At 62.1% G+C, this 26,226-nt stretch carries 21 protein-coding genes; 15 read left to right on the forward strand and 6 right to left on the reverse strand.

The window, feature by feature from the left end; genetic code table 11:
• The first annotated feature begins 76 nt into the window (after positions 1-76).
• The 14 genes from SNL23_RS04480 (at position 77) to SNL23_RS04545 (ending at position 17,862) form a co-directional block, all read left to right on the forward strand.
• Complete coding sequence (locus SNL23_RS04480; RefSeq protein WP_167665739.1) at positions 77-1,402, forward strand: aminotransferase-like domain-containing protein; 1,326 nt, start codon at positions 77-79, stop codon at positions 1,400-1,402.
• Positions 1,403-1,705: 303 nt separating this feature from the next.
• The gene (locus SNL23_RS04485) at positions 1,706-2,008 is read left to right on the forward strand and encodes a DUF6124 family protein (RefSeq protein WP_076014311.1); all 303 of its coding nucleotides are present in this window, start codon (positions 1,706-1,708) and stop codon (positions 2,006-2,008) included.
• 487 nt (positions 2,009-2,495) lie between these two features.
• Positions 2,496-3,935 carry an undecaprenyl-phosphate glucose phosphotransferase gene (locus SNL23_RS04490; protein WP_318301720.1) on the forward strand — a complete coding sequence of 480 codons (1,440 nt, stop codon included), beginning with the start codon at positions 2,496-2,498 and terminating at the stop codon, positions 3,933-3,935.
• Positions 3,935-5,395 (forward strand): mannose-1-phosphate guanylyltransferase/mannose-6-phosphate isomerase, encoded by a 1,461-nt coding sequence (locus SNL23_RS04495; protein ID WP_318301721.1) that lies wholly within the window; start codon positions 3,935-3,937, stop codon positions 5,393-5,395. Before SNL23_RS04490 ends, SNL23_RS04495 begins: the two co-directional genes overlap by 1 nt.
• A complete protein-coding gene (locus tag SNL23_RS04500; protein WP_063028458.1) occupies positions 5,395-6,306 on the forward strand; it encodes a glycosyltransferase family 2 protein in 912 nt (303 codons plus the stop codon). Before SNL23_RS04495 ends, SNL23_RS04500 begins: the two co-directional genes overlap by 1 nt.
• A 29-nt stretch (positions 6,307-6,335) precedes the next feature.
• A complete protein-coding gene (locus tag SNL23_RS04505; RefSeq protein ID WP_076014315.1) occupies positions 6,336-7,100 on the forward strand; it encodes a polysaccharide biosynthesis/export family protein in 765 nt (254 codons plus the stop codon).
• Between the two features lie 14 nt (positions 7,101-7,114).
• The gene (locus SNL23_RS04510) at positions 7,115-9,106 is read left to right on the forward strand and encodes a GumC family protein (protein WP_076014316.1); all 1,992 of its coding nucleotides are present in this window, start codon (positions 7,115-7,117) and stop codon (positions 9,104-9,106) included.
• The gene (locus SNL23_RS04515; RefSeq protein ID WP_318301722.1) at positions 9,106-10,296 is read left to right on the forward strand and encodes a glycosyltransferase; all 1,191 of its coding nucleotides are present in this window, start codon (positions 9,106-9,108) and stop codon (positions 10,294-10,296) included. Before SNL23_RS04510 ends, SNL23_RS04515 begins: the two co-directional genes overlap by 1 nt.
• Positions 10,286-11,614 carry a GH39 family glycosyl hydrolase gene (locus SNL23_RS04520; RefSeq protein ID WP_318301723.1) on the forward strand — a complete coding sequence of 443 codons (1,329 nt, stop codon included), beginning with the start codon at positions 10,286-10,288 and terminating at the stop codon, positions 11,612-11,614. Before SNL23_RS04515 ends, SNL23_RS04520 begins: the two co-directional genes overlap by 11 nt.
• Before the next feature lie 8 nt (positions 11,615-11,622).
• Complete coding sequence (locus SNL23_RS04525; protein WP_318301724.1) at positions 11,623-12,840, forward strand: glycosyltransferase family 4 protein; 1,218 nt, start codon at positions 11,623-11,625, stop codon at positions 12,838-12,840.
• On the forward strand, positions 12,831-13,934 hold the full coding sequence (locus SNL23_RS04530; protein ID WP_318301725.1) for a glycosyltransferase family 4 protein: 1,104 nt from the start codon (positions 12,831-12,833) through the stop codon (positions 13,932-13,934). The genes SNL23_RS04525 and SNL23_RS04530 overlap by 10 nt, the downstream gene beginning before the upstream one ends.
• A gap of 2 nt (positions 13,935-13,936) precedes the next feature.
• Positions 13,937-15,364 (forward strand): O-antigen ligase family protein, encoded by a 1,428-nt coding sequence (locus tag SNL23_RS04535; protein ID WP_076014349.1) that lies wholly within the window; start codon positions 13,937-13,939, stop codon positions 15,362-15,364.
• Between the two features lie 2 nt (positions 15,365-15,366).
• Positions 15,367-16,782, forward strand: coding sequence for a murein biosynthesis integral membrane protein MurJ (murJ, locus tag SNL23_RS04540; RefSeq protein ID WP_318301726.1), 1,416 nt, complete (start codon positions 15,367-15,369; stop codon positions 16,780-16,782).
• A gap of 15 nt (positions 16,783-16,797) precedes the next feature.
• Positions 16,798-17,862 (forward strand): acyltransferase family protein, encoded by a 1,065-nt coding sequence (locus SNL23_RS04545; RefSeq protein WP_412104155.1) that lies wholly within the window; start codon positions 16,798-16,800, stop codon positions 17,860-17,862.
• 24 nt (positions 17,863-17,886) lie between these two features.
• Here the strand turns inward: SNL23_RS04545 and SNL23_RS04550 are convergent, their stop codons facing one another.
• From SNL23_RS04550 to SNL23_RS04565, 4 genes are all read right to left on the reverse strand, one after another.
• Positions 17,887-20,307, reverse strand: coding sequence for a TonB-dependent siderophore receptor (locus SNL23_RS04550; RefSeq protein WP_318301727.1), 2,421 nt, complete (start codon positions 20,305-20,307; stop codon positions 17,887-17,889).
• A gap of 83 nt (positions 20,308-20,390) precedes the next feature.
• On the reverse strand, positions 20,391-21,377 hold the full coding sequence (locus SNL23_RS04555; RefSeq protein ID WP_318301728.1) for a FecR domain-containing protein: 987 nt from the start codon (positions 21,375-21,377) through the stop codon (positions 20,391-20,393).
• Positions 21,350-21,862, reverse strand: a complete 513-nt coding sequence (locus tag SNL23_RS04560; protein ID WP_167665731.1) for a sigma-70 family RNA polymerase sigma factor — start codon at positions 21,860-21,862, stop codon at positions 21,350-21,352. Before SNL23_RS04560 ends, SNL23_RS04555 begins: the two co-directional genes overlap by 28 nt.
• 179 nt (positions 21,863-22,041) lie before the next feature.
• Positions 22,042-22,611, reverse strand: a complete 570-nt coding sequence (locus SNL23_RS04565) for a DUF4174 domain-containing protein (protein WP_318301729.1) — start codon at positions 22,609-22,611, stop codon at positions 22,042-22,044.
• 244 nt (positions 22,612-22,855) lie between these two features.
• Here SNL23_RS04565 and SNL23_RS04570 point away from each other — a divergent pair, with 244 nt between their 5' ends.
• The gene (locus SNL23_RS04570; RefSeq protein ID WP_003208231.1) at positions 22,856-23,071 is read left to right on the forward strand and encodes an AbrB/MazE/SpoVT family DNA-binding domain-containing protein; all 216 of its coding nucleotides are present in this window, start codon (positions 22,856-22,858) and stop codon (positions 23,069-23,071) included.
• Here the strand turns inward: SNL23_RS04570 and SNL23_RS04575 are convergent.
• Together SNL23_RS04575 and SNL23_RS04580 are read right to left on the reverse strand one after the other, a co-directional pair.
• Positions 23,068-23,646, reverse strand: a complete 579-nt coding sequence (locus tag SNL23_RS04575) for a GNAT family N-acetyltransferase (protein WP_318301730.1) — start codon at positions 23,644-23,646, stop codon at positions 23,068-23,070. The genes SNL23_RS04570 and SNL23_RS04575 overlap by 4 nt on opposite strands.
• Before the next feature lie 72 nt (positions 23,647-23,718).
• Positions 23,719-26,076, reverse strand: a complete 2,358-nt coding sequence (locus tag SNL23_RS04580) for a DNA polymerase II (RefSeq protein WP_318301731.1) — start codon at positions 26,074-26,076, stop codon at positions 23,719-23,721.
• Between the last annotated feature and the right edge of the window lie 150 nt (positions 26,077-26,226).

Raw genomic sequence — 26,226 nt, forward strand, 5'->3', positions numbered from 1 at the left:
GAAAGCCTGTAGATTAATCAGCTCACCTGATACAAACAAAAAATTGATCTAGATACGCTTTACACGGGAACACGCCATGGCTCAGGTCCGCTACAAACTGATCGTCGATGAACTGGCCACGCGGATTCGCGCCGGGAAATTGCCGCCGGGCACCCAGTTGCCGACCGTGCGCAGCCTGATGAACAGCCATCGCATTGCTCTGGCGACGGCGTTGCGGGTGTACAGCGAGCTGGAGGCCAGTGGTCTGGTAGTGGGTGAGCCAGGGCGCGGCACGTTTGTGCGCGACACCACCCTGCTGCGAGGCATGGGCCTGGTGCAACAACCGCTGCAACCGGGCACCGTGGACCTGAGCCTGAACTACCCTTCGTTGCCCGGCCAGGCCGAAATGCTGCGCGACGGTTTGCGCGCCATCGCCGCCTCGGGCGACCTCGATGCCCTGCTGCATTCTGCCCCTCAGGGTGGCCGCGCCCATGAGCGGCAGACGGCGGCGCGGCACCTGCGCAATCGGCAGATTCGCGTGGGTGGCGAGCAGGTGCTGATCGTCAACGGGGCGCAGCAAGGTCTCTCTGTCAGCCTGATGGCGTTGCTGCAACCGGGGGATGTGTTGGCGGTTGATGCGCTGACGTATCCCGGGTTGAAAACCCTGGCCCAATCCCAGCGCATAGACCTGGAGCCTCTGCCGCAACCGGCTGGCCATACTGATCTGGATGCGCTGGAGGCCTTGTGCAAACGGCGCCCGGTGCGGGCGTTTTACTGCATGCCCACCCTGCACAATCCGCTGGGCACGGTAATGAGCGAAACCGACCGCCAACGCCTTGCAGTGTTGGCTGAGCGCTACGATTTTCTACTGGTCGAAGACGGCGCCTACGCCTTTCTCGCAGAGCCGGCGCCCAAGCCGTTGTTCACCTATGCGCCGTTGCGCACGGTGTACGTGTCCGGCCTGTCGAAGAGCGTAGCGTCGGGGTTGCGGGTGGGGTTTATCGTGGCGCCCAAAGCGTGGGTACCGGCGCTGGAGCAAGCGATTCGCGTCTCGACCTGGAGCACACCGACGCTCACGGTGAACCTGGCCTGCCGTTGGATCGAGTCCGGCGCGGTGGATACGCTGGAGGAACAGAAGCGTCAGGATGCGCGCCAGCGACAGGCGCTGGCCCGGGAGGTATTGCGAGGGTTTGAGGTGATTGCGCATCCGGCGTCGTATTACCTGTGGCTGGTGTTGCCCGAAGGTCTGCGGGCGGATGCAGTGGTGGCTGCGCTGGAGGGCCAGGGTGTGCGCGTCACCAGCGCAGAGCCGTTTGCCTGTACGGCCCATGTGCCGCATGCGTTGCGAGTGGCGTTGGGGTCGATTGATTTGGCAACGTTGAGATTAGCCTTGGGGAAAATTCGCGAGGCCATTCGGATATGAATAAAGGGCCAGCAGGGTAAATCCCTTTGATTTGCGGGACGTTTCCGAGACAATCTTTCGGCCTTGTGCCTGTTGGAACCGGTGGCTAGTCTTCGCCCCTTCACTGCTCATCAGTGAACGGGTTTAGTCGCCCGGTTCTGAAAAGGCGCATGGTCCCATCATGAGGTTTTATGGTGGCTGTGCGCAGGGCACCTTCGGGTGCGCCGGGTTTTTCCTTTTCGGCCGGTCGACTAACCTGCGTACAGCCGCCACCCTACGTTTAGTCGCGAAGGGCCGACTCCTTAACCGAAAAGGAGCTACACCATGAATAAAGCCGTCCCCGACCCACCCAGCGACCTGCTGAAAAACCGCGCCGCGTTCAATCGCGCACTCGAACACTACCTGCCCTCCCAGGGCTTCCACACGGTGAACGAAGACCTGAGCTTCGAAGACTCCCTGCTCTACACCGCCAGCCTGCTCAGCAGCGCCTCGGCCACCGCCCTCGACTGCGGCGAACTGCTGCAAAGCCCCGAGCGGGCGAAGTTATTGGCGGTGTGGCATTTGCTGGAAATAGCCAAGACCACCGTCGACCGGTCGATTGAGTGCTTGCACTTGCGCAAGGCTTAGCAACATCCGAACTGATCGACATTTTTGAAAAGCGATCTTCAAGCTTAGTACCGCACCGATGTGGTGACGGACTCACGTCCTCACCACTCGTCGCTTGTCCCCGAAAAACCCCGCGTCCTACCTCCGTCAAAAAAAGGTTTTCCTCCCCGGCAGGAAATTTCCCAAATTTGTTCCTACACTCCAAAACGCCAGCATTTTGTTCTCGAAAAACCCGAGAGCTCGACCAAGACAGTCAACAATCTGTCACGTCGACGAGTAGATAATGTGTCTAGACCGACACCCTTATAAAAAAGTCAAAACCTTGACGAATAGGGAAAAGAGAACCATCATTTAGCCATTACCCCGCAAATTCCCTGCAAATAGATAGGTAATTGCGTATTACCCAGCGAAGCAAGCCGTTCGTCTGGCGCCACTTATAAAGCAAGCCCTGCCTTTATGGATGAGCAGCCAAACAAGGAAGCCCTGGTGTGCAATGAGGGATGTTTTTATGCGCGAGAAGTCGTCAGTCGACAGCCTGTTTTTGACCCGGGCCGGTTTTATTGAGTTTTTCGTTGTTTTCGTAAAGTTGATGCACGGTCTCACCGCCGTTTTGCCAGCGCTGATCCTCGTGTTTTATCCAGAACCGATGGCCTCCGAGTTGCGCGCGCACTTTCTCGGCTTGCTGCTGTTCTTCGCGATCCTGACGATTATTCTGTTCCAGGCCATGGGGGTTTACTCCGAGGAGTTGTTCAGCAACCGCCTGCGGTTTCGCACCATGCTGGTGGCCTGGTCTTCGGCGTTTTGCATCCTGCTGTTCATGTACCAGATTCTGCTGATGTTCCCGCAGTTGAGCCCGCGCAACCTGGCGTTCTGGTTTGTCGCCAGCCTCGCGTTGTTCGGGCTGGAGCGGATCGTGATGCTGCGTCTGTTCCGCAACCTGATGGCCAACGGCAAATACTTGCAGCGTACGGTGATCCTTGGCTTCACCGACACCGCCGTGCACGTGGCCGACCACTTGCAACGCAACGGTGATATCCGCTCCGGCCTGATCGGTTTTATCGACGACCGCACCGAGCGCATCCCCAAGGAACTGAGCAATCTGCCGCTGCTGGGCAATACCCGCGACCTGGAAAAGCTGATCCGCTCCGAGCAGGTCAACCAAGTGATGATCACCCTGCCCTGGGCCGCCGAACAGCGGATCAACGGGCTGGTGAAGCGCCTGCGGCAGATGTCGGTCAACGTGATGCTGGTGCCCGACATGGCCGCCCTGCGTTATGGCCACAGCCGCATCACCGATGTCGGCGGCATCCTGATGTTCAACACCTCCCATGTGCCGCTGCGGGGTTGGTCGCCGTTTATCAAACGCTGCGAAGACCTGATTCTGGCGACCCTTGGCCTTGTGGCGTTGTCGCCGATCATGCTGATCACGGCGATTGCCATCAAGCTCGACTCCAAGGGCCCGGTGCTGTTTCGCCAGAACCGTTTTGGCTACAACGACAACGTGATTCGGGTGTTCAAGTTCCGTTCGATGTACGCCGAGATGAGCGACTTCAACGCCGACCGCCAGACCACCCGTGGCGACCCGCGCATCACCCGCGTGGGCCGGATCATTCGCAAGACCAGCATCGATGAGCTGCCGCAGTTGTTCAACGTGCTGCTGGGCAACATGTCGATGGTCGGCCCGCGCCCCCACGCCACCGCGACCAAGGCCGCCGGCGTGCCCTACGAAGTCGCCGTCAGCGAGTACAGCTCGCGGCACCGGGTGAAACCGGGCATCACGGGCTGGGCGCAAATCAACGGCTATCGTGGTGAAACCGACACCCTGTTCAAGATTCAAAAACGCGTTGAGTACGACCTGGAATACATCTCGAAGTGGTCGGTGTGGTTCGACTTGTACATCGTTTTCATGACGGTCCCAGCCGTCCTTTCGACCAAGGAAGTCTATTGATGAACACCCTCAACGGCTTGATTCCCTGCATTATTTCCGGTGGCTCGGGCACCCGGCTGTGGCCGGTGTCGCGACAGAACATGCCCAAGCCCTTCATGCGCATGCGTGACGACCAGAGCCTGTTGCAGAAGACCTTCCTGCGGGCCAGTCACTTGCCGGGCGTGGAAAGCGTGCTGACGGTGACCAACCGCGAGATGCTGTTTCGCACCCTCGATGACTACCGTGTGGTCAACAAGACCCACCTGGCCCTCGACCTGCTGCTGGAGCCATTCGGGCGCAACACCGCCGCTGCGATCGCCGTGGCCGCCCTGCACGTGCAGGAGAATTTCGGCGGCGAGGCGCAGTTGCTGGTGATGCCTGCCGACCATCTGATTCTCGATGAAAGCGCCTTCGCCGATGCCGTCACCCAGGCCCGCGAATTGGCAGAGGCCGGCTACCTGGTGACTTTCGGCATCCAGCCCGACCACCCTGAAACCGGCTTCGGCTATATCGAACAAGGCGATGCACTGGGCCAGGGTTTCCGGGTCAAGCGTTTCGTCGAGAAGCCCGACCTGGCCACCGCCCAGGGGTATCTGGACGGCGGCAAGCACCTGTGGAATGCCGGGATGTTCTGCTTCAAGGCGGGCACATTGCTCGACGAGCTTGCGCTGCACGCCCCCGCCGTACTGGACGCCGCGAAAGCCGCCCTCGACCACAGCCACAGCCTGAATAACAACAACTGCCGCCAGCGCGAATTGAACGCTGAAGGCTTCGGGTCGGCGCCGGATATCTCGATCGACGTGGCGCTGATGGAAAAATCCGCGCAAGTGGCCGTGGTGCCCTGCGACATCGGCTGGAGTGATATCGGTTCCTGGGACGCAGTGCGCCAGCTCACCCCGAGCGACGCCAATGGCAACCAAATCAACGGTGAAGCGATCCTGCACGACGTGCACAACTGCTACATCGACTCGCCCAAGCGCGTATTGGGCGCCGTGGGCGTGAGTGACCTGATCATCGTCGACACCCCGGACGCGATCCTGATTGCCGACGCCAACCGCAGCCAGGACGTGCGCTACATCGTCGCCGAGCTCAAGCGCCAGAACCATCCGGCCTTCAGCCTGCACCGCACCGTTACCCGGCCGTGGGGTACCTACACCGTGCTGGAAGAAAGCAGCCGCTTCAAGATCAAGCGCATCGTGGTCAAGCCACGCGCCTCGCTGTCGTTGCAGATGCACCATCACCGCAGCGAACACTGGGTAGTGGTCAGCGGCGCGGCGATGATTACCAACGGCGACCGTGAATTCCTGATCAACGCCAACGAGTCCACCTACATTCCGGCCGGGCACAAACACCGTTTGACCAACCCCGGCATCATCGACCTGGTGATGATCGAAGTGCAGAGCGGCGAGTACCTGGGGGAAGACGACATCGTGCGCTTTGACGACATTTACGGCCGGGCTCCGGCCGAAGTGAAAAGCTGATGCGAACCGCCCTGATCATCCCGACCCGCAACGCGGCCAGCCACCTCGACAGGCTGCTGCCGGCGCTGCGCATGCAAACCCTGCAACCGGACGAAACCCTGGTGGTCGACAGCGCCTCCAGCGATGACACCGTGGCGCGTTTTCGCGAGTTCGGCGTACGGGTCGAAGTGATCGATGCCAAGGATTTCAACCATGGCGGCACGCGCCGCTGGGCCAGCGAGCAAGTCGACGGCGACGCGCTGATCGTGATGACTCAGGATGCGATCCCTGCCGAACCCGAGACCTTCGCCAACCTGGTGGGCGAGCTGGAACTGGACCCGCTCAACGGCGTTGCGTATGGCCGCCAACTGCCGCACCCGGATGCCGGTGTGCTGGGCGCCCAGTCACGTCACTTCAACTACCCGCCGCAAAGCCGCAGCAAAAGCCTGGCAGATGCGCCGGAGTTGGGGATCAAGACCTGCTTCAGTTCGGATTCTTTTTCGGTGTACCGGCGCAGCGCCCTGCAAGCCGTCGGTGGCTTCCCCGCGGATGTGATCGGCAGCGAGGACGCCTACGTCGCCGCCCGCATGCTGCTGGAAGGCTACAAGGTGCGCTACGCCGCCACCGCGCTGGTCTATCACTCCCACGATTACCGTCTCATGGATGAGTTTCACCGCTACTTCGACATTGGCGTTTTCTACGGCCGTGAGCCGTGGATCCGCCAGGCTTTTGGCGATGCCGGCGGTGAAGGTAAACGCTATGTACTGGCTGAGCTTCGAGCATTACGCGAAGCCGGTGCATTGCACCGCGTACCCGAAGTACTGGTGCGCAGCGCGTTCAAATTGCTCGGCTACCGGCTGGGCCATCTGGAGCGCCAGCTCCCCCTCGCCCTCAAGCGGCGCATCAGCATGTTCCCCGGTTATTGGAGGTGAGCATCATGACCTACAGGAAGACCCCTTTGATGAAACGAACCTTGCTCGTCCTGGCCATGATGGCATTGGCCGCCTGCAATACGCCCGCGCGGATCGTCGCGCCCGATGGCAAGACCGTGAACGAGGGCAAGCAGGCCCTCGATCGCATGGCCCAGTTGCCGCCGGCGGTGGAGCGGATCCGCATCGGCGACCAGCTGCGGATCGTCCGCGATGCCGGGGAAATGCCGACCCTGTCGGCGTTCAACGTCAGCACGATTTATGAGCTGACGCTGTACACCGTGCAGAACGACGGCAAGATCAACTACCCCTTCCTGGGCCCGATCCAGGTGGCGCGGCGCACGCCGGCGGAAGTCGCCGCCGAGCTGAGCCAGAAACTCGCACCGGTGTATCGCGAGCCTCGGGTCACGGTGAATATCAACCAGGCGCCGGGTAACACGGTGATCGTCGGCGGCGCGGTGTTCAACCCGTCGGCGATCTCCATCGCCACGGCCCCGACCATGGAGCAGGCGATTCTCGGTGCCGGCGGCGTCAGCCCGGTGGGCAACGCGAGCATGGTCGCCCTGCTGCGTGAAGATGGCCAAGGTATCTATCACGCTTACTTCCTGGATTTCAGCCAGTACCTGAAGAACGGCGCACTGGGCCGCAAGCCCGTGGCGCTGCAACGCGGTGACGTGGTGTTTGTACCCAAGTCCAACGTCGGCGAACGGATCCAAGGCGTGGACACTTACCTGAACCAGCTGATTCCCTTCACCAAATCCATTGGTGTGGGCTACAGCTACACCACGAACCACTAAAGGAGCGACATCCCATGATCGAGATCCGTTCTTTTCGTGATCTTCTGCGCCTGTTCTTCATCTTCAAGCACGAGTTCAAACTGGCGGCGATTGCCGCGCTGGTGATCATTTTGCTGGGGGCGTTCCTGCTGCCGGCCAAGTATGAATCCACCGCGCGGTTGCTGGTAAAACCGGGCCGTGACTCGACGATGCCGATCGAGGTCAACAACCGTCAGCCGATCGTCATGCCGAGCACTCAGCGCGACCCGATTGTCGACGAAGAGCGCTTGCTGACCGGGCGCCCCATCGTACGTGCCGTGGCCGAGCATTACCTGGAAGTGATGGACAAGATGCAGCCGCCGGAAGGCGTGTGGAAACGCACCAAGTGGTACGTCAAAAAAGGCATCAGCGCCGTGTTTGACGGTGTGCGAGTGGTGCTGGAAACCGTTGGCATCGTCGAAGAAACCACCCCGGTGGAACGCCTGGCGAAAAGCCTGGAGAAAAACTTCGAAGTGACCCACGCCGTCGGCTCTACGGTGATGGACATCAGCTTCCGTTGGGATGATCCGCAAATCGCCCAGGCGGTGGTCAAGGATTGGGTCGAGACGTACATCGACGAGCGCACCCAGGCGTTGGGCCGCAAGAGCCTGTACGCGTTCTATGAAGGCCAGGTGTCTTCAAGCGCTGCCCAGATCAAGAGCTACAAGGACCAGATCCTCACGCACTTGAACGAGATCGGCGCATCGAGCATCACTGACCGTCTGGAAGACTTGTCCGAGCGGATCAACGTGCTGCGTGGCGAAGTGTTCAACTCCACCCGCCTGATTGCCTCGTCTGACAGCGCCATCGAAAGCACCCGTAATCAACTCAAGGGCCAGCCCAAAGAGGTGACCACGGTTCGCCAGATCGCGTTGAACCCGCAGCAACAAGACTTGCGTCGCCTGCTGAACCAGAAGCTCCTGGAAAAAGCCGACATGATGCGTACCTACACGGATAACGCGCCGCCGGTCAAAGCCCTGGACGCCTCGATCCGTGCCATGCAGGCCCAGGTCGCCGGTGAAAGCGACACGGTGCAAAGCTCGGAAAACCGTGCGCCAAACACCCTGGAAATCCACCTGCAACGGGTGCTGCTGGATGAAACCAGCAACAACCTGGCGCTGCGCACACAACTGACGCAACAGCAAAAGCAACTGACAGAGCTGGAAGCCCAACGCAAGGACGCCCTGGCCATTGAGCCGGAACTGGCGCGCCTGGCCCGTGAGCTGAACGGCACCGAGAAAAACTACGCGCTGTATGTCGACAGCCTGGAGAAATCGCGGATCGACCGTGAACTGGACAAGAGCCAAATCAGTAACATCGCGGTGATCGAAGAAGCCACCCTCAACCCTGGGCGCGTCTTCCCGAAAACCCTGTTGATGCTGTTGCTGGCGATCCCGTTCTCCATCGTGGTCGGGCTGCTGGTGATCTACCTGTGCTACCTGCTGGATCAACGGATCCACGACGGCGGCCTGGTGGAAGGCAAATTCGGCCTGCCGCTGTGGACCACGCTGCCGGAGCTGGACACCAGTACCGCGCAAAGCACCAACGCCTTCAACGCGAGCATTTATCGCCTGTATGGCTTGCTGCCGCTGGAGCGTATTGCCGAGCAGGGCCTGACCCTGGGGCTGACCTCCGCGCGACACGGTGAAGGGGTGAGTTTTATCGTCGAGCAGTTGCGCCAGTTGCTGGAAGAGAATGACGTGCGGGTACGGGTCGGCGGGATTGAGCCGGCGGTTCCTGGCCAAGTGGTGTTGCTGGATGCCTCGGCGCTGCTGGACAACCGTGACGCGTTCATCAACCTGCGCCGTGCCGACCTGATTGCGCTGGTCGTAGAAGCGCAAAAAAGCACGGTACCGGTGGTGGAACATGCACTGTCGATCCTCACCACGGCGTTCGGCAAGGTCGATGGCATCATCATCAACCGCCGCAAGTTCGAGGTGCCGGTCAAGGTGCTGAAAACCATCGCCAAATATCGGGGTTCGTTCTGATGCGCATCGCCCTGCTCGCTCCCCTGCCGCCGGAAAAGAATGGGATCGCCGACTACGCGAACCATTTCAAGACGGCACTGGAGCAACTGGGCGTCGAGGTGGCTACGCCCTTGACGGGCGTGGTCAGCAGCACGACGTCGATCAAACAGGCGATTGCCGGTTTCGATTGGCAGAGTGTTGACCTGGTCCACGCCGAGCTGGGCGGTGGGCGCCTGGGGGAGTTTTTGGCCCTGCGCGAATTGCGCAAGGCCTACCCTGCGCTGCCACTGACTGCCACGGTGCATGACCCGGAACGCATGGTCTGGCGGCGCGAGCAATTGCCCTTTCCGCTGAACCTGCTGGAATCCTTGCCCAGCCCATTGCCGCAAGCGGCGGTGGTGCTGGCCGATCCCTTGACCCTGCGCGAAGAACGCCACGTCGCCCAGGGCCTGACCCGGCTGGTGACCCTCACCCGCCTGGGCGCCGACTGCCTGACGGCGCGCATGCAATTGCCCGCCGGCAAGGTGGCGGTGATCAACCACGCCAACCTGGATATCCCGCCCGTGGCCTTGCCGCCACTGGACACGCTGCACCTGCTGTATTTTGGTTTTATCTACCGTGGCAAAGGCATCGAAGACCTGTTGCAGGCCCTGGCCGCCGTCTTTGAAAAAGCCCCCGAATTGCGTGACCGTGTGCGCCTGACCCTGGCCGGTGGCACTGCCGCCGAAATGGCGTTTGGCGCGGGCGGCAATTACCTGGAGCAGTTGAACAGCCAGATCGCCGAACTCGGCCTGGCCGGCTCCATCGACTGGCGGCTGAATTTGCCGGCCAGCGACATCCCGCAGACGATCCAGGCGCACCATGTGATGGTGCTGCCGTATCGCGAATCGAAAAAGCTCGGCCTGTTGGGCCGCCAGCGCGGCACCAGCGGTGCATTGTCGTGGGCTGCCGCCTGCGGGCGCGGCGCGATCACCTCCGATGCCCGGGCGTTTGCCGAAGAAGTCGCCAGCGGCAATGGCGCCATCTACCCACAAGGCGATGTAGCCGCCTTGAGCGAACAACTGTTGCTGCTCGCACGCAACCCGCAAAAGGCCCAGGATTGGGCCGAACGCGCCGCGGCGATTGGTCGTGAACGCCTGTGGCCGTTGACCGCGCAGAAGTTCGCGAAGCTGTTTAGTGAAGCCATTGCAGGAGGCAACCATGGCACGTAAACGGACTTACCTGGCGACCCTCGCGATCGTCGCCGCACTGGGCCTGACCGCCTTTCTTTGGGGCCGCCCGGCCGATGCCGAGAGCCATGTGCTCAAGAGCAGCAAAGAGGTCGTGTGGAAAGATTTTCTGGGGGTGAACGCGCAGTTCCTGTGGTTCAGCCCCGAGCGTTATCAGAAGCAGATCGACCGCCTCAAGGCCCTGGGCCTGGAATGGGTGCGCCTGGACCTGCACTGGGACCAGCTGGAAACCGCCGAGAACCAGTACAACGTGGCGACCCTCGATGAGCTGGTGAACAAGCTGCAGCAGAACCAGATCAAGTCGGTGTTCTACCTGGTGGGCTCGGCGAAGTTCGTCACCACCGCGCCGGCCTTTTCGCGCTTCCAGGACCAGTTCCCGCCCAAGGACCCGGGCATTTTCGCCAACCGCATGGCGTTGCTGGCCCAGCGTTACCCCAGCGTGGATGCATGGCAGGTGTGGAACGAGCCGAACCTGCTGGGTTTCTGGCGCCCCGTCGCCGACCCGGCCGGCTATGCGAATCTCTTGAAAGTCACCGCTGCCGCGCTGCGGGTGGTGAACCCGAACAAACCGGTGGTGACGGCCGGCATGGCGTTCTTCAGCGAAATGCCCAACGGGCAGAACATGCTCGACGAGCTGCTGCAACTGGGCCTGCCGAGCCTGAATACCGTGGTGTCTTATCACCCCTACACCCAATTGCCCGAAGGCAACGACCCGTCGAACCTGGACTTTGTTGCCAAAACCAGCGCGTTCAATCAGAAACTGCGGGCCGCCGGGGTCAAAACCCTGTGGAGCACCGAGTGGGGCTGGTCGACCTATAAAGGCCCGAAAGAGCTGCAGGACTTCATCACGCCTCAAGGCCAGGCCGACTACATCGTGCGCCGCATCGCACTGATGAGCGCGCTGGATTTTGACAAGATTTTCCTGTTCACCCTGAGTGACCTGGACCAGCGCGCCAGCGTGCGCGACCAGAGTTATGGCTTGCTCGACATCGACACCAATCCCAAGCCGTCGTATACCGCCTTGAAGAATTTCCTGCAGGTGAGCGGGCCCAAATTGACCCCGGGCGATCCGCCCACCGCCGACCAATTGCCCGACGGCCTGTTCAGCATCGGCTGGACCCGTGCCGATGGGCGCAAGGTCTGGTTCTTCTGGTCGGCCCGTGGCGGCAACGCGCACTTGCCGGGCCTGACCACCGCCACCTTGTACGACCCATTGCGCAGCACCGAAACACCGTTGAGTGGCACCAATGGACTGGATGTACCGGTCAAGCCCAACCTGCAAATTCTGTTATGGGATTGAAGCCACCCATGCGCATCCTCTGGATCCTGCCCTACTCGCCTTGGCCCGCTACCAGCGGTGGCAAGACGCGCCAGTTTCATTTGCTGCGCAGCCTGGCTGCGCGCGGGCACCGGATCACCTTGCTGTTGCATGACAAACAGGCGGTATCGCTGACGGATCGCCAGGTGCTGGAAGCCTTTCTGGAACAGCTGATCATCCTGCCGCGCCGCCCGCTGCGCAGCCTGAAAACCCTGCTGGCCGGGCTGTTTGCACCCTACCCGCTGCTGGCCAGTGTGAATGGTTTGTCGGGTGAACTGCAGGACACCTTCGAGCGATTGCTGACCGAGCATTGGGACGTGGTGCAGATCGAACACACCTACACCTTCCAGCCTTACGAAGCTGCGTTGGCCCGTCGCTCCCAGCCGTTTGTGCTGACCGAACACAATGTGGAATCGTCCCTCGGCGCCGCGACTTACGACCGCCTGCCCGGCTGGGCGCTGCCGTTTATTCGCTACGATCAATGGCGCTACGGCCGCTGGGAACGTCGGGTGATGCGCCAGGCCGCGCAAGTGGTCGCGGTGACTGAGGCCGATGCCCAGACCCTGGCGCAGATTGCCGGCAAACCGGTGCCGGTGGTGGTCAACGGTGTGGATTGCGCGCACTTCGCCGCCGCCCGCCCTGACCCGGCGACCCGCCGCGTGCTGTTTCTCGGCAACTACGAATACGCACCCAACGTGGATGCCATCGAGTGGGCACTGGATGAAATCCTGCCGAAGGTCTGGGCCCGCTGCCCCGACGCACGCATGAGTGTCTGCGGCTTCGGTATGCCGGAAAGCTGGCGCGAACGCTGGAAGGACGGGCGCATCGAGTGGCAAGGTTTTGTGCCCAACCTGCTGGCCCTGCAATCGAGCTGCTCGGTATTTTTGGCGCCGTTGCGCCATGGTGGAGGCTCCAAGCTAAAGGTCCTCGAAGCCCTCGCCGCCGGCCTGCCGCTGGCGAGTACCGACCAGGGCGTGTCCGGGCTGGATGTGGTGGAAGGCCTGGACTACCTCGGCGGCCAGACCGCCGACAGCCTGGCCGACGCCGTGGTGCGCCTGCTGCAACAGCCTGAAACCGCAGCGCCGATGGGCGAAGCCGGTCGCGCCTATGTGCGCCGCGCCCATGACTGGAGCGTCGCTGCCAGCCAGCTGGAGCAGGTGTACGCCCAACTGTCGCCCCTGAACCAAAAGGAGCCGGCATGCGCGTAGGCCTCGATTACCGTACCGTCGGCACCTCGCCGCAATCAGGCATCAGTCGCCAGGTATACGCCCTGGAAGATGCCCTGCGCGCCATGCCCGGTATCGAGCTGGAACGCTTTACCGTCGCGCCGCTGGGCGATGAACTGCGCCTGAATGCGCATTGCCCGGACTGGGGCTGCGCCAAGACCGCCATGCATCAACCCCATCAGCGCCTGCGTTTCGAGGCGGGATTCTTGCCCAAGGCCCTGCGCGATGAGCAGATCGATGTGTACATCAGCACCTTCAATATGGGCCTGCCGCTGCCCCCCAAACCCAAAGGCCTGCGTACCGTGGTGCTGCTGCATGACCTGTTTCAGATCACCCTGGACAACTACCACGCCAATCGCCTGAAGGCGATGATCTACAAGGCCAGCGATCGCCTGTCGATCACCTATGCGGTGCACACGGCGGACCGGGTGTGGACGCCTTCGCAGTACAGTGCCGATGAAACGGCGCGGCTGTTTCCCAAGGCGGCCGGCAAGATTCGTGTGTTGCCCAATCAGGTGGTCGGTTTTGTCGGCTTGCCGGCAGACCTCTCGGCCCGGCAACTGCCCGAGCGCTATTGGCTGCTGGTGGGCACCCGGGAATTGCGCAAGAACGTGCCATTCCTGGTGGACGCCTGGCAGCAGGCGCGCAGCCAATCGCCAAGCGTGCCGGAACTGGTGCTGGTGGGCAGCCTGGAGCATTTGCCCGAAGCACAGCGCAACTACCCCGGGATACGCGCGTTGAGCGGCGTCTCCGATGCCGAGTTGCACGGGCTCTATCGCAACGCCTCGCGCCTGTGGCAGCCTTCTTATGCCGAAGGCTTTGGTTTGCCGGTGATTGAAGCCCTGAGCGTCGGCACCCCGGTCGCGGTAGCCAGCGGTACCTCGCTTGACGAAATAACCCCGCCCCTGGCGCCACGGTTTTCACCCACCGACGGTGCGGCGCTGGTGCAATTGATGCTGCACCTGGCCGACCAACCCGTCGAACAACCACCTGAACAGTTACGCAGCTGGGCCGAACGTTTCAACCACCAGGCCTACCGTCGGCGCCTGGCCGAACTGATCGAGGAATTGAATTGAGAATCTCACTGGGTAGCCTCGTCGCCATCGTCTTCGGCCTGCTGTTTGGTGGGTTGATCCTGTTCCTTTCCCCGGCCAAGGCCGTGCTGGCGGTGATCGGCCTGGCCGCTGCCGTGACGATTTTGCGGTTCCCGTTCTGGGGGCTGCTGCTGTTCGCCCTGGTGGCGACGTTCATGCCCTACTCCACGCTTAACCTGGGGATTCGCAGTACGGTCAGTGAGGCGTTGATTGCGCTGACCTGGGCCGCGGTGATCTGGCACGGCTTCCTCTCGCGCCTGCCGGCTGCGCCACCGCTGTCCCGGCGCCCTACCGACCGCATGTTGATGTGGCTGATGATCTTCACGGTGGTGCCGTTTATCGTCGGCCAGGTGAGCATTACCGCCGAGGCCAGCGGCCTGGCGAACTGGTTGCGTTGGTTGCTGAACCTGTCGGTGCTGTTCCTCGCCGCCAAGCTGCTGGTTGAGCAGAAGAACCGCGAAGCGCTGGTGATCGCGTTGTTGCTGGGCACCCTGGCGATGCTGGTGATGTCCATCGGCGTGTTTATCCGCTCGCGCTCGGCCTCGGGCATGTTGCCGATCCTGACCCTGATGAATTACGGCAGCCTCGACACCCTGTCCCTGGGCCTGGGCGCCATGGCCTCGCGGATGGGTTCGCCGTGGATGCACCCCAACGCCACCGGCGGGATCATGGCGTTGCTGCTGCCGTTGGCGTTCTGCTACGGCATCACCAACACCGGCTGGAAACGCGGCCTCGGCCTGGGCGTTGCCTGCCTGGGCGCAGCGGCATTGCTGTTGGCCAGTAGCCGGGGCGCGATGGTCAGCCTGGCGCTGGTGCTGATCTGGATGGCGTCGCGGCGGGTGCCATATACCGGGCGTTTGCTGATGATCGGCGTGGCATTGGCCGTGGCGCTGGTGCTGTCGTATCCACCGTTGCAGGAACGTCTGGCGACGATCTTTTCGACCCAGAACGCGAGTACCGAAGTGCGCTTCGACGAATACCGGATGTTCCCCCAGGCCGTCGCCAGTTACCCGCTGGGCATTGGCTTCAAGGTTGACCCGCCAGTGCCGGGCACGCACTTGCTGGGGATCTCCAACCTGTGGCTGAACTTCGTCTACAAGACCGGCGTGATCAGCATGCTGCTGTTTATCGCGGTGACCTGGCGCTGGTGGCGTGAGTCCCGGCCGGAAATCGGCCCGATCCGCCTGACCAAGGACAACGCGATTTGGCTGGGCAGCACGGCGGGGATTCTGTCGGCACTGGTCAGCGGCTTTTTTGACCACTACTTCAGTTTCGCCCTGGTGATGATTGCGCTGTTCTGGCTGATGGTAGGGATCAACGTGCTGGAGGCGCGGCGACTGTTTCCGGCGCGGCTGCCACAGGCCAAGACCGTGTCATATCGCAAGCCCGTGCTCGATAGCGTCGGACCCTAGGCATGCTCGGATCGGCGTTCTGGTTGACCCTGGCAACCCTGCTGGGACTGTGCCTCGGGTTTGCCCGTGAGTGGTTGTTGGTGGCCGCGTGGGGCGCGGGTGAGCGCAGCGATGCGTTTCTGATTGCGCTGTTTTTGCCCGAAGCCTTGCGTATGTCACTGGCCGGTGGCGTGCTGAGCGCCGCCGCCCTGCCGCTGTACTTGCAACGCAAGGAGAGCGAACGCCTGGACTGGCTGGCGGTGTTGTTCCCGGCGCTGCTGTTGATTGCGCTGGTGACCAGCCTGCTGTTGACGCTGCTGGCGCCGTGGCTGGTGCAACTGCTCGGCCCGGGCCTCGCTGCAACGGCCACCAGCCTTGCCAGCAGCAACTTGCAGATCCTCGCCTGGAGCGTGCCGGGATTGATGCTGCATGCGCTGTTCAGTATTCCGTTGCAGGCCAGCGAGCGCTTTGTGGTCGCGGGGCTCGGTTCGTTGCTGTTCAACCTGCCGCCGGTGACCTACCTGGCCCTCGCCGGCACCGCCACGCAACCGCACTCCCTGGCGTTGGCCTGCCTCACGGGCAGTTTCCTGATGCCCCTGGCGCTGTTGCCGTCGATGTTACGCCTGGGCTGGCGGCCTTGGCGGCTGCGGGCTTCGACCCTGGAATTGCGCGAGCTGGGCGGGCGCATCGGCCCATTGCTGCTGAGCAATGGCGCCAGCCAGGGTTTGGCATTGATTGAACGATTGGTGGCGTCGTTGCTGGGCGAAGGCGCGGTGACCTGGGTCAACCTGGCCCGCAAGCTGATGAACTTGCCACTGATTGCGCTGATGAGCCTCAACCAGGTGCTGCTGGGCATGATGAGCCGGCGCCAGGGCGACGAGCGCCTGGCCCTGCTCAAGCGCGGCCTGGAAACCGCCAGCCTGCTGACCCTGCCCGCAGGCGTTGGCCTGGTGGCCGCAGCGCCGAGCCTGGTGGCGTTGCTGCTGCCGAAGCAGTCGGTGGATTCGCCGTTGCCGCTACTGCTGGCCTGGTTTGCCGTGCCGCTGGTGTTCGGCGCCTGGAACGCCCTGTTGGCGCGTTATGCCTACGCCGCCGGCGACACCCGCCAACCGCTGCGCTGCGAGTTGCTGGGCAGCCTGGTGAACGTGGTGCTGCTGGGTGTGCTGCCGTTTGTGTTTGGCCTGGCGGGTATCCCGCTGGCCGCCCTCGCCGGCGTGCTGTGCACCGCGTTGCTGCTGATGCAACGCCAGGCCTTGCTCGGCGCCCTGCCCTGGAAGGGGCACTGGTTGTTGAGTGGGCTGGTGATGAGCGTGGCGGCGTTGGTGTTGTTTCGGGTTCAAGGTATTTGGCTGCAGTTGGGGTTGAGCACCCTGGCTGGGGCCGTGGTGTTGCTGGGCATGGGCCTGTGGCTCAAGCCGTGGCGCAAGGCAGATTTATAGAGTGGGAGCAGTCAGGTGAAAAAACGCTGGATTCAAATGGATATTGCCAAGGGCATTGGCATCCTGATCATCGTGTTCGGGCATGGTTGGTTCGTGGAGCATTCCCCGGATTTGCTGTACCCGATACTCGCGGTCTTTATCCTGCCGCTGTTCTTCTTCCTGTCCGGAGTGTTCTTCAAGCCCGAGCAGCCCTTCGTTGAAATGGCGGTGCGCAAGGCCGATGCCCTGCTCAAGCCGTTCTTCACCACGATGCTGGCATACGTGTTGGTGCGCGATATCCTGCGCGGCCAGCCGCTGCTGCCCGACATTGGCGGCGTGCTGTACGCCTCGGTGGATACCCTGCCCTGGCAGGCCTTGTGGTTTCTGCCGCACTTCTGGGCGGCGATACTGTTTGCCTGGGTGATGCTGCGGCTGATGCAACGCCTGGGCCTGTCACTGGTGTGGAGTTGCGTGGTGGTGGGCGTGCAGTTGCTGCTGGGGGTCTGGACCCTGGACTGGTTCTGGCAGGTACCGATCACCGTCGGCGGCCAGACCTGGACGATGCCGGGGCTGCCCTTCAGCCTGGATGTCACGTTGATCAGCAGTACCTATTTCATTCTCGGTTACCTGCTGCGGGACGTTCTGCGCAAACACCAGAGCTCACTGCTGAGCATGGTGGTGGCGCTGGTGGTGTACTTCGCGATTTTCATCCCGACCTGGGACACCATGGACCTGGCCCAACGGCGCTATGACCATTGGTTGTGGACCAGTGCACTGGCGGTGATCGGTGTGTACATCTGCTGGGCGCTGGCCGGGTTGATGATGACCTCCGCGGTATTGACCCGCGCCATGACCTACATCGGGCAGTCGACCCTGATCCTGTTGATTTTCCATGGCGAGATCCAGCACAAAACCATCGCGCTGCTGCAGCACCTGGGCCTGCCGGATGTGGCGGCCGCGTTTATCGGGCTGGTGGTGGCGGTGGTGGTGCCGTTGATGATCGGCGAGGTGATCAAGCGGGTGGCGTTCCTGCGGTTCTTCTACTTCCCGTTCCCGGTGCGCAAGGCGCCGGCCGTGGCGGGTGAGAAGCCTGGGGCCTAAACCGGCGCCCCAGGCCGGTCGACCCTAGAAGTCGTACTTGAGGCTGGTCATCAGGTTACGCGGCGCACCATACATCCCGTGGTTGCCCGCGTAACTGAGGTACTCCCGGTCAAACAGGTTGTTGAGGTTGACCGACGTGCTGAGCTTGGGGGTTATGTCGTAGCGCACCAGCAGGTTGGCAATCGCATAGCTGCCCTGGCTGAAGGTGTGCAGGTCCTCGCCTACCTTGCTCTGCCAGTTCACGCCACCGCCGACGGTGACCTTGTTCAAGTCCCCCGGCAGGCGGTAGGTGGTGAAGGTCTTCAAGCTCTGGCGCGGCAAGGTGGTGACGATGCGCTTGTCGTTGGCATCCGTGCTCACCGCGTACGCGTAGCCGGCGGATGCCTGCCAGCCTTCGGCGAGTTCACCGCTGAGTTCCAGCTCCACGCCTTCGGTGGTGGTGCCTTTCTCGTTGCGATAGGTATTGCCGCCCGGGGTATCGATCCAGATTGCCAGGTTGTCCTGTTCCAGCTTGAACAATGCCAGGCTGGTATTCAGTTGCTCATCGAAGAAGCTGCCCTTGAGGCCCACTTCATAGCCCTTGCCTTCCATCGGCTCCAGGGGCTTGTTGTTGATGTCCCGCACCCAGGTTGCCTGGGGATTGAAGATCTTGGTGTAGCTGGCATACGCCGACCAGTTCTCGGTCAGGTCATACACCACCCCAGCGTAGGGAATGTAGACCCCGGTTTGCGATTCATCGGTGCGCGTCGCATCCCCCGCATAAGGTCGGTCTTCAGTTTCACGCTTCCAGTCGATCACCCGGCTGCCGAGGATCACGCTGAGGTCATCGGTAACCCGCAGGCGCGTGCTCAGGTAGGCCGCGTACTGGCTCTCATCCGCCGAGGACTTGCCGGTAACGTTGAAGTCCGGCTTGGCCGAATGCCCGTCCCAGGTGAACAGGTTGTCGATGGCGCCCGCCGGCGAACCGGAATAGTCGTAGTGCCAACCGCCGTAACTGGGCACGCTTTCGCGGTACTTGGACAGGGTGACGCCGGCGATCAACTCATGCTCGCGCCCCAGCAAGTCGAACGGCCCGGTGGCGTAGAGGTCGAGGTTGTCCTGGCGTGGTGTGCCGGAGAAACGCACCGGCAGTTGAGTGGTGCCGCTGCCGTCACGATTGAGGGAGCCGTTGACGTAGTTGAAGACCTCGTCGAACTGGTTTTCGCTGTGGGTGAATTCCGCCTTGGCGCTCCAGCCGTTATCGAACTTCTGCTCGATGGAGGTGAAGAAACTGGTTTGCTCGTGGTCGTTATAGGACCAGGCCGGTGCAGTGTTCAACGAGCGGCTGAGGTTGGTCCGCGAGCCGTCGGTAAAGCGCGTGGGCAAGCCGGAACGGGCGGGTGAGTCGACGTCAGTGCGCAGGTAACTGAAGCCCATGGTCAGCAGCGTGTCTTCGCTCAGGTCGAATTCGGTGATGCCGTAGAGCAGTTGGGTTTCTTGCTTGTAGCGGTCGATCCAGGCGTGTTCGGTCTTGTAGTCCGCCACCAGCCGCCCGCGCACGTTGCCGGTTTCGGTCAGCGGGCCGGACACGTCAAGACCGCTGCCATAGCGGTCCCAGTTGCCCGCCGTGGCCGTGACGCTGGCGCGGGGCTGGGCTGTCGGGCGTTTGCGAATCAGGTTGATGGTGGCCGAGGGATTGCCCATGCCGCTGATCAGGCCGGTAGCGCCGCGTACGATTTCCACCCGGTCATACATGGCCATGCTTTGGGTGTAGTTGTCCATACGGGTGACGGTGGGCACGCCGTCGATTTCGAAGTTCTGGATCTGGAAACCCCGGGAGAAGTAACTGTCGCTCTCCGAGCCCAGGCCGTCGCGTAGCACGACGATGCCGGGGGTGGCGTCGAGGGTATCGCTGAGGGTGCTCAGGCGCTGGTCATCCAGGCGTTGGCGGGTCATCACTGTGAGCGATTGCGGGGTTTCCCTGGGTGTGAGGTTCAGGCGCGTCGAACTGCTGGACGATTGGGTGGTGTAGGAACCGGTGCCCTCGGTGGTCGAACCCGGGGCCTTGCCGGAAATCGACACGGTACCCAGTTGCAGGGCGTCGCCGGTGGGGCGCGGTTCCAGGGAATAGCTGTCACCGCTGCCGCGCACGGCTTGCAGGTCGGTGTTGCCGAGCAGGATCGCCAGGCCGCTGTCCAGGTCATGCAGCCCTTGCAGGCCAGGGCTGGTTTTGCCCTCGGTGAGCACCGCCGGGTAAGACAGCAGGATGTGCGTGACCTGGCCGAACTGGTTCAGCGCAGCAGCCAGGGAGCCTGGCTTGATATCGAATGTGTGTTGCTCAGCCGCCTGTACCCACGCCGGCGCCAAGAGCACGGGCGCCGCCATGGCCAGGCTGGCAATGCCCCGGACCACCGCGACGGCCAGTGTTTTTTTCAATGTTGTACGTATCGGTTGTCGCGCTTGCATGCCCTGCTCCCCAGTAAAGTTGGCTTCTGGGGATACGAGTCTCGTGAGAAACGCAAACGGACCACCCTTGGGCGAAAATAAATTCAGGCCAGGTTTCGTCGTGGCTTGAGGGTGACCCAGAAACGCGTGAAATGCTCCACGTCCAGCTTGAGGGTTTGGCCCAGTGTCGTGAGGATGCGGTCGGTGTCGCCCAAGGGAAACGTGCCGGACACTCGCAGCTCGCTCACGGCTGGATCACAGGCCAGGTGGCCCCGCCGGTAGCGGCTCAGTTCATGGAGGAAGTCTTCCAGGCGCCGCCCCTGAGCGACCAGCATGCCGCGACTCCAGGCCAGCTCGCCGTCGCGCTGCGCCCTGCGCGCCAGCAGTGTGTTGGCGTCGAAACTGATGATCTCCCCAGGTTGCAGGCTGATGGTGCCCATGGGGATCTGGGCCGAGAGCACGCCCTGGTCCGCACCCAGTTGGGTAAAACCGCCCCGCTGGCGAAGGCTGAAGCGGTTGGCGGAGGCACGGGTCAGGCCTTCGGCGGTTTTGACCCATAACGGGCGCGTGTCCGCCGGGTTAGGCAACACCAGGATTTCTCCCCGCAGCAGATGGATTTGCCGGGTATCGTCGGTGTATTTCACGTCGATGGCGGTGTCGGTATTGAGCTGGACTTCCGTATTGTCTGCCAGGTCGATGCGCCATTGCTCGCCGACGCCGGTGCTGTAGTCGCTGGTCCAGTGCTGCACCAAGGGTGTATCCCGGGCCGTCCACGCCACGCTGCCGGCTGCCAGCAGCAGGGCCAGGTTCTTGATCACCCGGCGCCGCGACAATGCCGGCAACAGTGCGGCCTTCACCAATGCCTGATGAGCCGGCGCGCGCACGTCCTGCATCCGCTGGAAAAACCGTTGGGAATGCTGCCACGCCAATTCATGGGCTGGGTCTTGCTGGCGCCAGGCGAGCCATTCGGCGCGGGTTTGCTCACTGACCTGCGGCGCCTGCAATTCCAGCTGCCAATGCATGGCCTGCTCGGCCGCGTCCAAAGACAGTGGCGACGGCTTGATCAACGCTGGCTGTCCAGCAGGATGCACTGGGCGCCCGCCTTGACGATGTAGCGCTTGACGGTGGTGATGCTCGCGCCGAGGCGTTCGGCAATTTCCCCATGGCTCAAGCCGTCGAGTTGCGACCACAGGAATGCCTGGCGCACCGGCAGTGCCAGGCGGCTGAGTACTTCGTCTAGGGCCATCAGGGTTTCCAGAAGAATCCACTGGGTTTCAGCGCTGGGAGCCGACTCTTCCGGCAACAGCGTCAGGGCCTGCAAATAGGCCTTTTCGAGTTTTTGCCGGCGGTAGTGATTGGACAACACGCTCTGCGCGACTTTCGCCAGAAAGCTGCGAGGTGCCTGGACTTCAAGGGGCTGGTTCTTGGTGAGCAAGCGCAGGAACGTGTCCTGGGCCAGGTCGGCGGCACTCTGCGAACAGTTCAAACGACGCCATAGCCATTGCTGCAACCAGCGGTGTTGCTGCTGGTAAAGCGTGGCCAGGTCAGTGGGAGTTGCCGATGGGGTCGGGGACATGAAGGGCGCGCAGAGTGCAAATGATAATGTTTATCATATGCTGCACAGTGCAGAGGCTGCAACTACTCAACTTGCAGGAGCGAGCTTGCTTGCGAAAAACCTGAGGATGGCGTGGCCATTCAGAGAGGCCGCGTCTTCGTTAACGATTTTCGCGAGCAAGCTCGCTCCTACAGTGTGGGTCAGTCGTCCAGTTGCTGTGAAGCAGGTGCTTGCTTCACAGCTTTGCCAGGCTTCGCGGCTTTCGGCGCAGCCGGTTCCGGTTCGGCCGGGGCGGCAAGCTCCTTTTCAGCCTGGGGCATCTGATCAATCGCGCTGAAGAAATCCGCCAGGTTGAGGGTGTCCGGTGGCACGGTCTTCTCGAGTTTTTTCTCGCCGTCCTTGCCCACCAGAATCACTTTGGTGCCACTGCCGGCACCCAACTTGAGTGCGCGGATCAGCGCATTGGTTTCAGGCGGGGCGAGCTTCTTGTTGTCCTTGGCCTCCTTGGCGAACTTCTCGCCTTCGGCGCCGATGCTGCCGAAGGACACGGTGTAGAGCACCATGCTGCGCTCTTCGAAGGACTGCTTGTTGGCAGGCTCTTCCAGCTGTTTCTTGAGAGTGGCCAACGTTGGGTTGCCGGAGTCGAGTTCCACCACCACCAACGGGCGTGACTTGCCCAGGTCCTGCTTGAGCGGATTGAGATCATCCGCGGCCAGCAGCGGCCCCGTAAAAGCCATCAAGGTAGCCAGGGTCAGCGACCGGATGAGCATGCACACCTCCTTTGAATTCCATGCAGGGTTCTTGAGTTTCATGTCTGCGACAGTCAAATTCAAGGATGATTCCTACGCCAGCTTCAGAAAGCGTAGGTCAGCACGCCCGCGACGCAAGGCGTTTAGCCACCTTGGGCCTCATTGTTTCTTCTGATTGCGGATGCTCATCATGACCACTGCAGTGGCTCCTGCAGTCGCTTGAGGTGTTAGGCTAGGCCGTTCAATCGCTCAACGGGAAGCCATCATGCACAGTAAACGCGTCACGATCGAAGACTGGGACGGCGACGGCGCCATTCGCCTGCCGGACGAAGCCTTGCAGGAATTGGGGCTGGATGTGGGCGACACGCTGTATATCGTCGAGACCTATGTGGGCACGCAAAAAGGCTTTGTGTTGTCGACCACGCCGAAAATTGCCGACCGGATGGATGAGCTGGTGGAAGAGCTGAGCCACAAGCCCTAGCGAGTCAGCCTGGCCAGCAACCCCGCTTTCACCTGCGGCCATTCCGGATCAATGATGCTGAAGCGCACCGAGTTGCGCTTGCGGCCATCGGGCATGATGCGCTCGTGGCGCACGATGCCTTCCTGTACCGCACCGAGGCGCAGGATCGCGGCCCGGGATTTTTCATTCAGTTCATCCGTCGTGAATTGCACCCGCACGCACTCCATCACTTCAAACGCGTGGGTCAGCAGCAACAGCTTGGCCTCGGTGTTGACCCCGGATTTCTGCACCGACTGGCTGATATACGTGTGGCCGATCTCCAGCTTGCGGTTGACCCGGTCAACCTTCCAGAACCGTGTGCTGCCCACCACCTCACCAGTGTCGCGGCGCACGATGACAAACGGCATCATGGTGCCCGCCTCACGCCCGGCCAGGGCGATGTCCACGTACTTCTCGACGGTGTCGGGGCCCGGCACGTTGGTCACCTTGAGGTTCCACAGTTGCCCGTCGGCGGCGGCCTGTACCAAGGCAGCCGAGTGTTCGCGTTGCAGGGGGCGGAGTTCGACCGTGGTGCCGGTCAGGGTGATTTCAGTCATGGGAGTGCTGCGCCGTCTGGTGGTCGTCAGTGGCCAAGATTGCAGGCTCTCGCCACTGCAAGGCAAGCCGTTTTAGAACAAGCCCATCTGGCCACCCACCAGGGTGCCGAAGTCGTCGTTTACAAACGGCAGGATCGCATCCGCCACCGGTTGCAGTTGCCGGGTGACGTAGTGGTCGTAGTCGATCGGTGCCTGGCGCACTTCCAGCGGTTCGGGGCCGTTGACGCTGATCACGTAGCTGATCCAGCCACCGTTCTGGTACTGGCGCGGGCGACCCTGGCGGTCGTTGTATTCGTCGGCCAGCCGCGCGGCACGCACGTGGGGCGGCACGTTGCGTTCGTAGTCGCCCAATTGCCGGCGCAGGCGTTTGCGGTAGATCAGCAATTCGTCGAGTTCACCGCTCAAGGTGCGACGTACGTAGTCGCGTACGTAGTCTTGATGAGGCTGGCGGTGGAAGATCCGCTGGTAGAGCTCCTGCTGGAATTGCCGGGCCAGGGGCGACCAGTCGCTGCGCACGGTTTCCAGGCCTTTGTAGATCATTTCTTCGCTGCCGTCGGCACGGGTGACCAGCCCGGCGTAGCGCTTCTTGCTGCCCTCTTCCGCGCCGCGAATGGTCGGCATCAGGAAGCGGCTGAAGTGGGTTTCGTATTGCAGTTCCAGGGCGCTTTGCAGGCCGAACTCATTCTGCAGGCGTTCACGCCACCAGGTGTTGACGTGCTGCACCAGGTCCAGGCCGATACGCGTGGCGTCTTCCTGGGAGTGGGCGCTGCCGAGCCAGACGAAGGTAGAGTCGGTGTCGCCGTAGATCACTTCATAACCCCGGGCTTCAACCAGTTCGCGGGTCTGGCGCATGATCTGGTGGCCACGCAAGGTGATGGACGACGCCAGCCGCGTGTCGAAGAAGCGGCAACCGCTGGAACCGAGCACGCCGTAGAAGGCGTTCATGATGATTTTCAGTGCCTGTGACAGCGGCGCGTTGTGTTCGCGCTTGGCCACTTCGCGGCCTTCGGAAACCCGCGCGACAATCGACGGAAGGCAATGCCGGGTGCGGGAAAAACGCGCCCCGCGAAAGCCTTCCACCGACTCGCTGTCTTCGGGGTGACGCAGGCCTTCGATCAGGCCCACCGGGTCGATCAGAAAGCTGCGGATGATCGACGGGTAAAGGCTTTTGTAGTCGAGTACCAGCACCGATTCGTAGAGGCCCGGGCGCGAGTCCATGACAAACCCGCCGGGGCTGGCCTGGGGTGGTTTGTCTCCCAGGTTCGGCGCGACGAAACCCTGGCGGTGCATCAGCGGCATGTACAGGTGAGTGAAGGCTGCCACCGAACCACCGTTGCGGTCCGCTGGCAGGCCGGTGACGCTGGCGCGCTCCAGGAGGAATTTCAGCAGCTCGGTCTTCTCGAAAATTCGCGTGACCAGCTCGCAGTCCTTGAGGTTGTAGCGCGCCAGCGCGGGCTTGTCCTCGGCGAACATGCGGTTGATTTCGTCCATGCGCTGGTACGGCGTGGAGATCGATTTACCTTCGCCAAGCAAGGTCTGTGCGACGTTTTCCAGGCTGAAGGATTCGAAACTCCAGGTGGCCGAACGCAAGGCTTCGATGCCATCGATGATCAGCCGCCCGGCTGCCGCGGCGAAGTAGTGGTTGCGGCTGCCGTGTTCGCGCCAGCCCATGGCGTCACCGCCACGGCCCAGCAGCAGCGGCACGTTCAAGCGTTGCGCATGCTCGTGCAGGACACGCAGGTCGAACTGCACCAGGTTCCAGCCGATGATCGCGTCGGGGTCATGGGTGGCGAGCCACTGGTTCAGGCGTTCGAGCAGTTCGGCGCGGGTGTCGCAGTAGTCGAGCTTGAAGTCCACTGCGTCAGTTTTGTTGGGCGGGCCAAGCATGTACACCTGGCGCTCGCCGCAACCTTCCAGGGCGATGGAATACAGGTCGCCCTGGGCGGTGGTCTCGATGTCCAGCGACACCAGCTTGAGTGGCGGGCGGTAATCCGGCGCGGGTTTCATCTGCGCCTCCACCAGCATGCCGCCCTCGCCCGCCGTACCGCCAAACCACACTGGCGCGGTGATGAAGCGTTCCATCATGTAGCGATCGGGTGGGCGCACATCGCCTTCGTAGACGTCGATGCCGGCTTTGCGCAGGCGCTTTTCCAGGTCCATCAATTGGCGATGTTGTTTGGTGTAGAGGCCCAACACAGGGCGATGGTGGAAGTCGCAGAGCGCCAGGTCGCGCAACTCAATGCCGCGCTCACCCTTGAGCTGCAGCTCGGCAGGCTTGCGATGGGCCTGGGGGATGAACATCACGGAGGTCTGCACCGGCAAGCGCACAAACCTTGGGCCGTGATCGGTGGCCAGCCAGAAACTGACCTCCGTGCCCGCCGGGGTGTCGCGCCAATGCCGGGTCAGGACAAACCCCTGCTGTAAATCCACCTTGCCACACCTCAAGAATCGCTTTCAGGGCGTGATTCTACTCGGCCTGTGACAAGGCGCGGCGATTTAACCGAAATGGCCTACACGCACGAAGACAACAATCTCACAAACTTGTTGCAGAATATTAATGACAATTACTATCATTCGCAC

It is taken from the genome of Pseudomonas sp. SED1, from assembly GCF_034044025.1.
GTDB lineage: Bacteria > Pseudomonadota > Gammaproteobacteria > Pseudomonadales > Pseudomonadaceae > Aquipseudomonas.

What these genes read in the sequence shown, in the direction of transcription:
- SNL23_RS04565 (WP_318301729.1), bottom strand. Translation starts at nt 22,611, where the DNA reads ATGCTCATCCGGTCGCTGACCCTGGCTACCTTGATGGCTTTTACGGGG.
- SNL23_RS04505 (WP_076014315.1), top strand. Translation starts at nt 6,336, where the DNA reads ATGAAACGAACCTTGCTCGTCCTGGCCATGATGGCATTGGCCGCCTGC.
- SNL23_RS04485 (WP_076014311.1), top strand. Translation starts at nt 1,706, where the DNA reads ATGAATAAAGCCGTCCCCGACCCACCCAGCGACCTGCTGAAAAACCGC.
- SNL23_RS04500 (WP_063028458.1), top strand. Translation starts at nt 5,395, where the DNA reads ATGCGAACCGCCCTGATCATCCCGACCCGCAACGCGGCCAGCCACCTC.
- SNL23_RS04510 (WP_076014316.1), top strand. Translation starts at nt 7,115, where the DNA reads ATGATCGAGATCCGTTCTTTTCGTGATCTTCTGCGCCTGTTCTTCATC.
- SNL23_RS04570 (WP_003208231.1), top strand. Translation starts at nt 22,856, where the DNA reads ATGCACAGTAAACGCGTCACGATCGAAGACTGGGACGGCGACGGCGCC.
- murJ (WP_318301726.1), top strand. Translation starts at nt 15,367, where the DNA reads ATGCTCGGATCGGCGTTCTGGTTGACCCTGGCAACCCTGCTGGGACTG.
- SNL23_RS04550 (WP_318301727.1), bottom strand. Translation starts at nt 20,307, where the DNA reads ATGCAAGCGCGACAACCGATACGTACAACATTGAAAAAAACACTGGCC.
- SNL23_RS04520 (WP_318301723.1), top strand. Translation starts at nt 10,286, where the DNA reads ATGGCACGTAAACGGACTTACCTGGCGACCCTCGCGATCGTCGCCGCA.
- SNL23_RS04515 (WP_318301722.1), top strand. Translation starts at nt 9,106, where the DNA reads ATGCGCATCGCCCTGCTCGCTCCCCTGCCGCCGGAAAAGAATGGGATC.
- SNL23_RS04495 (WP_318301721.1), top strand. Translation starts at nt 3,935, where the DNA reads ATGAACACCCTCAACGGCTTGATTCCCTGCATTATTTCCGGTGGCTCG.
- SNL23_RS04490 (WP_318301720.1), top strand. Translation starts at nt 2,496, where the DNA reads ATGCGCGAGAAGTCGTCAGTCGACAGCCTGTTTTTGACCCGGGCCGGT.
- SNL23_RS04525 (WP_318301724.1), top strand. Translation starts at nt 11,623, where the DNA reads ATGCGCATCCTCTGGATCCTGCCCTACTCGCCTTGGCCCGCTACCAGC.
- SNL23_RS04575 (WP_318301730.1), bottom strand. Translation starts at nt 23,646, where the DNA reads ATGACTGAAATCACCCTGACCGGCACCACGGTCGAACTCCGCCCCCTG.
- SNL23_RS04560 (WP_167665731.1), bottom strand. Translation starts at nt 21,862, where the DNA reads ATGTCCCCGACCCCATCGGCAACTCCCACTGACCTGGCCACGCTTTAC.
- SNL23_RS04480 (WP_167665739.1), top strand. Translation starts at nt 77, where the DNA reads ATGGCTCAGGTCCGCTACAAACTGATCGTCGATGAACTGGCCACGCGG.
- SNL23_RS04530 (WP_318301725.1), top strand. Translation starts at nt 12,831, where the DNA reads ATGCGCGTAGGCCTCGATTACCGTACCGTCGGCACCTCGCCGCAATCA.